This is a genomic window from Luteibacter sp. CQ10, assembly GCF_040900725.1.
Taxonomy (GTDB): Bacteria; Pseudomonadota; Gammaproteobacteria; order Xanthomonadales; family Rhodanobacteraceae; genus Luteibacter.
Window position 1 is genome coordinate 23,288 of the sequence record NZ_JAEUYM010000009.1, and the last position, 6,791, is coordinate 30,078.

The following is a 6,791-nucleotide window of genomic DNA, read 5'->3' on the forward strand; positions in this document are numbered from 1 at the left end:
GCCGCCCTCATGAGCCTGGCGGTCCTGGCCGTGGTCATGATCGTGCTGATGACCGTCGGATGGTCGTGGCAGCGTCGCCATCGCAATGCCGGCATCGTCGACGTGCTGTGGACGGCCGGCGTCGGGCTGGCCGCCCTCCTGATGGCCGCCACGGCGAACGGTGCGGCGACGGCACGCCTGCTGACCGGTGCGATGGGACTGGCATGGTCCGCGCGCCTTGCCACGCACCTATGGCAGCGCGTGCGCGGCGAATCGGAAGACGGCCGCTATCGCTACCTGCGTTCACATTGGCACGGCCACCAAGGCAAGTTCTTCGCGTTCTTCCAGGCCCAGGCGGCGATCGTGGTGCTATTCGCCCTGCCGTTCATGGCCGCCGCGGCCAACCCCGCGCCACGTCCCGTCGGCGTGGTGCTCGCCGTCGTCATCTGGACGGCCAGCGTCATCGGCGAAGCCGTCGCCGATCGCCAACTGGCCCAGCACCGCGCGCAACCGGCACAACGGGGCAGGACCTTTCGCGGCGGCCTGTGGCGTTATTCGCGACACCCCAATTACTTCTTCGAATGGCTGCACTGGTTCGCGTACGTAGCGCTGGCCGTGGGCTCTCCCTTCGGGTGGCTGGCCTGGGTGGGCCCGATCGTGATGTACGTCTTCGTGCGCTGGCTCAGCGGCGTCCCCTTCACCGAAGCGCAAGCCGTCCGCACGCGCGGCGACGACTACCGGGATTACCAACGCACCACATCCGCGTTGATCCCGTGGTTTCCCTCCTCCTCCTCTTCCGGAGACACCCATGAACACGACCGTCGCTGAGCACGCGTTGCTGCCCGCCGACCGAGCCGCCCCGGGTCTGCTCGGGCTGGCCGAACGCGGCCTGCTTCCCGATCCACTCATCCGCCTCGGCATCCGGCGCCTCTGCGCGCAACGGCTGGACGACTGCCGCCGCGGAGGCGCCGAAGCCGACATGACGCGCCACGCCACGCTCCTGCAGGCCGTGGCCCAGGCCCCGCTCGCCATCCACACCGACGAGGCCAACGCGCAGCACTATGAGGTGCCCACCGGGTTCTTCCAGCGATGCCTGGGGACGCGACTGAAGTATTCGTCCTGCTACTTCCCGACGGGCGGGGAAACCCTGGACGAAGCCGAGGAAGCGATGCTCCGTCTCTACGCCGAGCGTGCGCAGCTCGCCGACGGCCAGGACATCCTCGAACTCGGCTGCGGCTGGGGCTCGCTCACGCTCTGGATGGCCGAGCGCTATCCCCACGCGCGAATCACCGCGGTGTCGAATTCCCACTCGCAGCGCGCGCACATCGAAGCCGAGGCCCGGCGGCGCGGGTTGCCGCACGTCCGCGTCGTGACCTGCGACATCAACACCCTGGCGTTGCCTCCCGCCTCGTTCGACCGATGCGTATCGGTCGAGATGTTCGAGCACGTACGCAACCACCAGGCATTGATGCGACGCATCGCGGAGTGGCTGCGTCCGGACGGCGCCCTCTTCGTGCACATCTTCGCGCACCGTCGCTCGGCTTATCTTTTCGACACCGATGGGGAAGACAACTGGATGGGACGCCATTTCTTCACCGGCGGCATGATGCCGGCCACGGACACGCTGCTGTGGTTCCAGCGCGACCTGCGCATCGAAGGGCAGTGGCTGGTGGATGGCACGCACTACGAGCGCACGGCGAACGCGTGGCTCGCCAACCAGGACCGCCATCGCTACGAAGTCATGCGCGTGCTGTCCGATGCCTACCGCTCCGATTCGCTGGCGCGCCTCTGGTTCCACCGGTGGCGCATCTTCTGGATGTCCTGTGCCGAACTGTTCGGGTATGCCGACGGCCAGGAATGGATGGTTTCGCATTACCGGTTCGTGCCGAACCGCGACGGAGGACGACGCCCATGAAATCCCTGATCTCGCGCCTGGGAGGCGTGGCCTTCGCCATGCTTCCGCTCACCGCCTGTGCTTCCACGCAACCACCCGTACCCCGCGCCTCCAGCGTGGACGTCGCCCGATACGCGGGCGATTGGTACGTCATCGCCTCGATCCCCACGCGGTTCGAGAAGGAGGCGGTGAATGCCGTGGAGTCCTATCGGCTCACCGCGGACGGGACCATCGAAACGAACTTCCGCTATCGCAAGAAGGAAGCCACGGGCGAACTCAAGACCATGCATGCGAAGGGATTCGCTCACGCGGACACGCGCAATGCGGTGTGGGGCATGCAGTTCGTCTGGCCCATCAAGGCCCAGTACGTCATCGCTTGGCTCGATCCGGCGTACCGGCAGGTGATCGTGGCACGGGACAAGCGCGACTACGTCTGGATCATGTCGCGCACGCCCACGATGTCCGACGCCGACTACGAAGCGCTGGTCGCGCGCGTGGCGGCGATGGGCTACGACACCGCGAAACTGCGCAAGGTGCCCCAGCAATGGCCCGAAGCGTCGGCCCGTTGACGAGTACGGCCCTTCGCCTCATGGACTTCGCCGAAGCGGTATGATGCGACCGGACGCCACTCCCCTTCCCCACTCCGTCAAGGCGGTGCGACGCATGGCTCATCGGGCATGCCCGGACACCGATAACGCCGCTCATTGGTCCGCGCAGATGACGGCGGTCAGCGCGCGCCGCGACGTCGATGCGTTCATGCGCCTGTTCGCCCACTTCGGCCCGCGCCTGCAGCGCTATCTGGTGGGGATGGGCGTCGTACCGGCGCAAGCGGAGGAACTGGTCCAGGAAACCATGCTGCGGCTGTGGCACCGCGCCGCCCAGTTCGATCCGTCCCGGGCCAACGTGTCCACCTGGCTGTTCCGCATCGCGCGCAACCTCTACATCGACAGCGTCAGGGGCGAGCCGCACTGGCTCGCGATCCAGGACGACCTGGAGCAGTTGGACGACCTTCCGCCGAACGACGGGGTCACCTCCACCGAATCCTTCGCCGACGGCGTGGGCCTGGACCGCGCCATCGCCGAGTTACCGCCGCAACAGGCCCGGATGATCCGGATGTCGTATTTCGAGGCCAGGAGCCACGGCGAGATCGCCCGCGAACTGGGCCAGCCCCTGGGCTCGGTGAAGTCCAACCTGCGCAGGGCTTTCGCCAAGCTGCAGGCCACCCTGAGAAAAGCACCATGAAGCCGCACCACCATCCCGACGTCGCCACGCTCATGGCCTATTCGGCCGGCGCGCTGTCGAGCGCGTTCTCGGCCGTCGTCTCCGCGCACCTCAGCGTTTGCCACGCTTGCCGGGAGTGCCTGCGGGACATGGATGCCATCGGCGGCCAGTTGCTCAGCCAGCAGGAAGGGATCCCCCTTTCCTCCGATGCCGCGGAACGACTCCTGTCGAGATTGAACGAGGACGGCCCAGCGATGCGGGAACCTCACGACGCACCGGGCCGGCACGATCCCGACCTCCTCCCGACACCGCTGTGGCCGTACTTCGGCCGCTCGTACCGTGAGCTGTCCTGGAAGTGGATCGGCCCCGGCATCCACCACATCCGCGCACAAGGCGTACCCGACCACCTGATGCTCCTGCGCGTCGCGCCGGGCCGCAGCCTGCCCATGCACACCCATGGCGGAAGCGAACTGACCATGATCCTGCGCGGCGCCTACGACGACACGCTGGGCCACTTCGCGCCCGGCGACGTCGCCGACCTGGACAACGACACGGAACATCAACCCGTCACCGCGCCGGGCATTCCCTGCATCTGCGTGGCGGCGACCGATGCGCCGCTGGTGTTCTCCGGATGGCTGGCACGGATGCTTCAGCCGATGGTTCGGATGTAGAAAGAGCGAATTTCGTTAGTGAGCGGCACAGCGGGAGTGCGTTATGAGTACTGCCTGCGAAACTACTTCATGCAAGGTTCTCTAAGGACTTTATCGACAGCGTCGTCGATGTCTTCCTTCGATTCGGGGTCCTTAAGATAGGCACATGAAAGATCGAAATCACTTCTTGCAGCGCCGAAAACCTCTGCGACCACATCATCGGTACCGCATGGCCGATTTTTAGAAACAACACACACCCTATAGTTATAGGGGCTTGTAGCGTCAACACCGCCTTCGAGAACAACAGCATCCATTCTTCCGTCTGGGCTATGGAACCTCCCCCTTCTGCATAGGAGCCCGCTCGACAACCGACGCGCGCCCGATCAGGCGCCCATGGATCCAGACGTAATCGACCCACCCGCCATTGGCGTACTCCGCCAGCAGCGGGCCGCCGCGATCCGGGGCGAAGGAGGTCGTGCCGAGCGTGCCCACCTTGCGCGGTCGCTGCCCCTGCGGGTTCACCTAGTAGGCCGCGGTCGCGCGGAGAGGGAAATTTCCGTATCAGTCAATGCAACGCCTCTTAAGGAATTGGTCGGCAACGCTGTCAATATCTTCTCTTGACTCGAGTTCTTTCAAATAGATGCATGAAAGATGGAAGTTCACGTTCGACGGCATTGCGTAGACTCCGTTAGCCCCTGCATTGTCATTGAGAACTATCCATACATATGGAGTCCTTTCGCTCAGTCCCCTCACGCCAAGTACATTGTATTTTGATGAATTAATCGCGCCTTCGAGAAGCATAGGCATCTTCAATCCAGGCAACGATCTGTGAGTGTATTCCAAGCCTTGAAGATCAGCCCAAACAGAGGCTTGCGTAAGCTCAAGAAAGTTTTTGTCTGCGAGCAACTTTTGCTTAAGCATTGGATAGAAAGCCAATGCCGCAGCCAAAGGAAAAAATATGAAAACCAGAATCTTGATCGCTCTCGACCTCATGGCTGCATTCCTGGATTAAACGAATCGAAAAATGATGAAATACTTCCTCCTTGAGGTATCTGAATCATCGATGCTGCGCGAACCGACCGAGCCAGCGTGCCCGATGTCGAAGGACGATTTGTAGGCAATGTACCGCGTGCTTGATATATACATTGAAGAAGTTCGTCGCCAATGCCCGCCACATCAAAGCGCTGCGTCGACAGCCATTGCACACTCGTGATCTATGAAAGAGTATCGCTAAGCCAGCAGAGTTTACGCTACAGCTACCTATTCCTGGGTTTTCGCCTTGGCGACCTGATCTCAATTCGACTTAACCATAGGTCCATGCGGAGCAGCCAAATTATCGACACCAGCCTTGAGAGTCACACGTGTCGTCGAGCTCGATGGTTGCTCCAGATCGATCAACTCAGCTGATTTCGCCCGCAGGTAACGTATTTCAAGATGCTTTGGTGACTGCCAAACCACGTCAACACCCCAAGAAGATGGGCTCCTTGCCGCTTCGTCAAATCTCGCGACAAGAGCATTGGCGACGCATGGCTTACCACGCACCACAATACAAACGCTGTAAGTATAACCAGTGGTTGCGCCTGCGTCCGACTCGAGTACGACGGCGTCTAAAAGACCATCAGGGCCGGTAACCCGAGCCGCCTCAAATGATTGTTTACATCCAGCCAGCAATGTGAGCGAGGCAATCACAAGGGTCTTGAAAAGGACTAGACCAAACATTAAATGCTTCATGACTTTCTGATGCTTAGTATTGAATGACGAGAATCAACAATTATTTATGAAATAATCACAACAATTGCGATACCGCAATATACCATTATTAATCTGTTGCTGATCAGCGGGATCATCGCCATAGGGCGCGCTTCCCAACGGGGTTCCATAATCCCAGACGAGAGGTACCTGCCTGCGCCTGAGTCCACCACGGCGCTCAACCGGCCCAACCCGTCATAGACATAGCCCGGGCCATACCACGTGTCGGCGATGGAGAACCCGAGCCCGGCCTGCATGCCATTCAACTTTATTTTGGCGCCAGTAGCTTACCCTCCAACTCCGGGCAGTACCGGCTCTGATGGGCAAGCTGGCATATTCCTTTCACTCGTAATTCGCCCATGTCCTCACTGGAAAGGTCACCTTGACGCTTTAACTTCGACAAAATCACCAAGAACGACAGCACCTCGGGCACTCCCCCACGACTGTCCAGCTCACGACGTAATGACACCAGAAATGGCTTACCCTCTTTTCCGAAGGCATCATTCAAGCCGCTATATGGCGGATGCCGTCTATTAGCTTCAAAGAACAATTCGATCTTTTCCTTATAGTCCAGCTTACGAAATGCGAGCTCCATCTCATCACTAGGAAGCTGGCGAATTTCCAATAACTTGTCGCCAGCATTCTCGCCGGCGTAAGCATTAATTGAAATTGAGGCCAACACAAGAAAAAGCTTACTTCGCGCATCCACAAGAACTACCTCCCTGAGCTTGTACTTGGTCGAGAATTTTCGCGCCCATATTGAATCCCTCAATCTCAAAAGGATTGTTTCTGTACGCATCGTATTCAGACATTCCAGCCTTGAGATTCTCGTTATATGCCGCTTTATAACGGCGGGCCATTCCAATGACGCCGTACTGGTCGTATTGGATCGAATGCACAACTTCATGACCGATCAACGCAACACCTGCAACCGTATCAGGTGCATCTGGGATACCCAAATAGATTGTGTTTTTGAAAGTCCACGCATCGGCGCCTTCCGCACCAGCTTTCCTAGCGAGATAAGGAATGCCCTGCTTAATATCAATTTTACCCAGATCCTTGCCTGGAAAATATTTGGACAGGATAACTCCCTCACACAGAGTCAGCGATCGCAAACCGAGTGGGTCAACGTTGCTAAGCGGACTTCCGTCAGCATATACATATAGATTGTTCCCACCAACCAACCCCGCCGGGTCGCTTTGAAGGTATCGCCCCAAATCCGCCCGATAGTCCCGAAACCCGTTGTTCCACGTCTTCGTCTCATCGTCAAAGTACTGCCCTGGGAAACCCAGGTTCAA

At 59.9% G+C, this 6,791-nt stretch carries 8 protein-coding genes; 5 read left to right on the forward strand and 3 right to left on the reverse strand.

Features of this window, described 5'->3' with window-relative positions; translation table 11 throughout:
• Window positions 1-9: 9 nt before the first annotated feature.
• The 5 genes from JNG39_RS20900 to JNG39_RS20920 all read left to right on the forward strand — a co-directional run bounded on the left by JNG39_RS20900 (window position 10) and on the right by JNG39_RS20920 (window position 3,765).
• Window positions 10-807: a DUF1295 domain-containing protein gene (locus JNG39_RS20900; RefSeq protein WP_368313891.1), complete on the forward strand. Its 798-nt coding sequence runs from the start codon at window positions 10-12 to the stop codon at window positions 805-807.
• The gene (locus tag JNG39_RS20905; protein ID WP_368313892.1) at window positions 788-1,894 is read left to right on the forward strand and encodes a cyclopropane-fatty-acyl-phospholipid synthase family protein; all 1,107 of its coding nucleotides are present in this window, start codon (window positions 788-790) and stop codon (window positions 1,892-1,894) included. The genes JNG39_RS20900 and JNG39_RS20905 overlap by 20 nt, the downstream gene beginning before the upstream one ends.
• Window positions 1,891-2,442 (forward strand): lipocalin family protein, encoded by a 552-nt coding sequence (locus tag JNG39_RS20910; RefSeq protein WP_368313893.1) that lies wholly within the window; start codon window positions 1,891-1,893, stop codon window positions 2,440-2,442. Before JNG39_RS20905 ends, JNG39_RS20910 begins: the two co-directional genes overlap by 4 nt.
• Window positions 2,443-2,536: 94 nt before the next feature.
• Window positions 2,537-3,115: a sigma-70 family RNA polymerase sigma factor gene (locus JNG39_RS20915; protein WP_368313894.1), complete on the forward strand. Its 579-nt coding sequence runs from the start codon at window positions 2,537-2,539 to the stop codon at window positions 3,113-3,115.
• On the forward strand, window positions 3,112-3,765 hold the full coding sequence (locus JNG39_RS20920; protein WP_368313895.1) for a ChrR family anti-sigma-E factor: 654 nt from the start codon (window positions 3,112-3,114) through the stop codon (window positions 3,763-3,765). The genes JNG39_RS20915 and JNG39_RS20920 overlap by 4 nt, the downstream gene beginning before the upstream one ends.
• A gap of 1,272 nt (window positions 3,766-5,037) precedes the next feature.
• On the opposite strand, the gene JNG39_RS20925 is transcribed toward JNG39_RS20920, so the two are convergent.
• The 3 genes from JNG39_RS20925 to JNG39_RS20935 all read right to left on the reverse strand — a co-directional run.
• A complete protein-coding gene (locus tag JNG39_RS20925; RefSeq protein WP_368313896.1) occupies window positions 5,038-5,475 on the reverse strand; it encodes a hypothetical protein in 438 nt (145 codons plus the stop codon).
• A gap of 286 nt (window positions 5,476-5,761) precedes the next feature.
• Window positions 5,762-6,202, reverse strand: a complete 441-nt coding sequence (locus JNG39_RS20930; RefSeq protein ID WP_368313897.1) for a hypothetical protein — start codon at window positions 6,200-6,202, stop codon at window positions 5,762-5,764.
• The coding region (locus tag JNG39_RS20935; protein WP_368313899.1) for an RHS repeat-associated core domain-containing protein at window positions 6,186-6,791 on the reverse strand (606 nt) is incomplete at its 5' end. The genes JNG39_RS20930 and JNG39_RS20935, both read right to left, overlap by 17 nt.

Bases quoted from the DNA above. Each gene is read 5' to 3' on its own strand.
- JNG39_RS20900 (WP_368313891.1), top strand. From the start codon at position 10: ATGAGCCTGGCGGTCCTGGCCGTGGTCATGATCGTGCTGATGACCGTC.
- JNG39_RS20915 (WP_368313894.1), top strand. From the start codon at position 2,537: ATGGCTCATCGGGCATGCCCGGACACCGATAACGCCGCTCATTGGTCC.
- JNG39_RS20910 (WP_368313893.1), top strand. From the start codon at position 1,891: ATGAAATCCCTGATCTCGCGCCTGGGAGGCGTGGCCTTCGCCATGCTT.
- JNG39_RS20920 (WP_368313895.1), top strand. From the start codon at position 3,112: ATGAAGCCGCACCACCATCCCGACGTCGCCACGCTCATGGCCTATTCG.
- JNG39_RS20905 (WP_368313892.1), top strand. From the start codon at position 788: ATGAACACGACCGTCGCTGAGCACGCGTTGCTGCCCGCCGACCGAGCC.
- JNG39_RS20925 (WP_368313896.1), bottom strand. From the start codon at position 5,475: ATGAAGCATTTAATGTTTGGTCTAGTCCTTTTCAAGACCCTTGTGATT.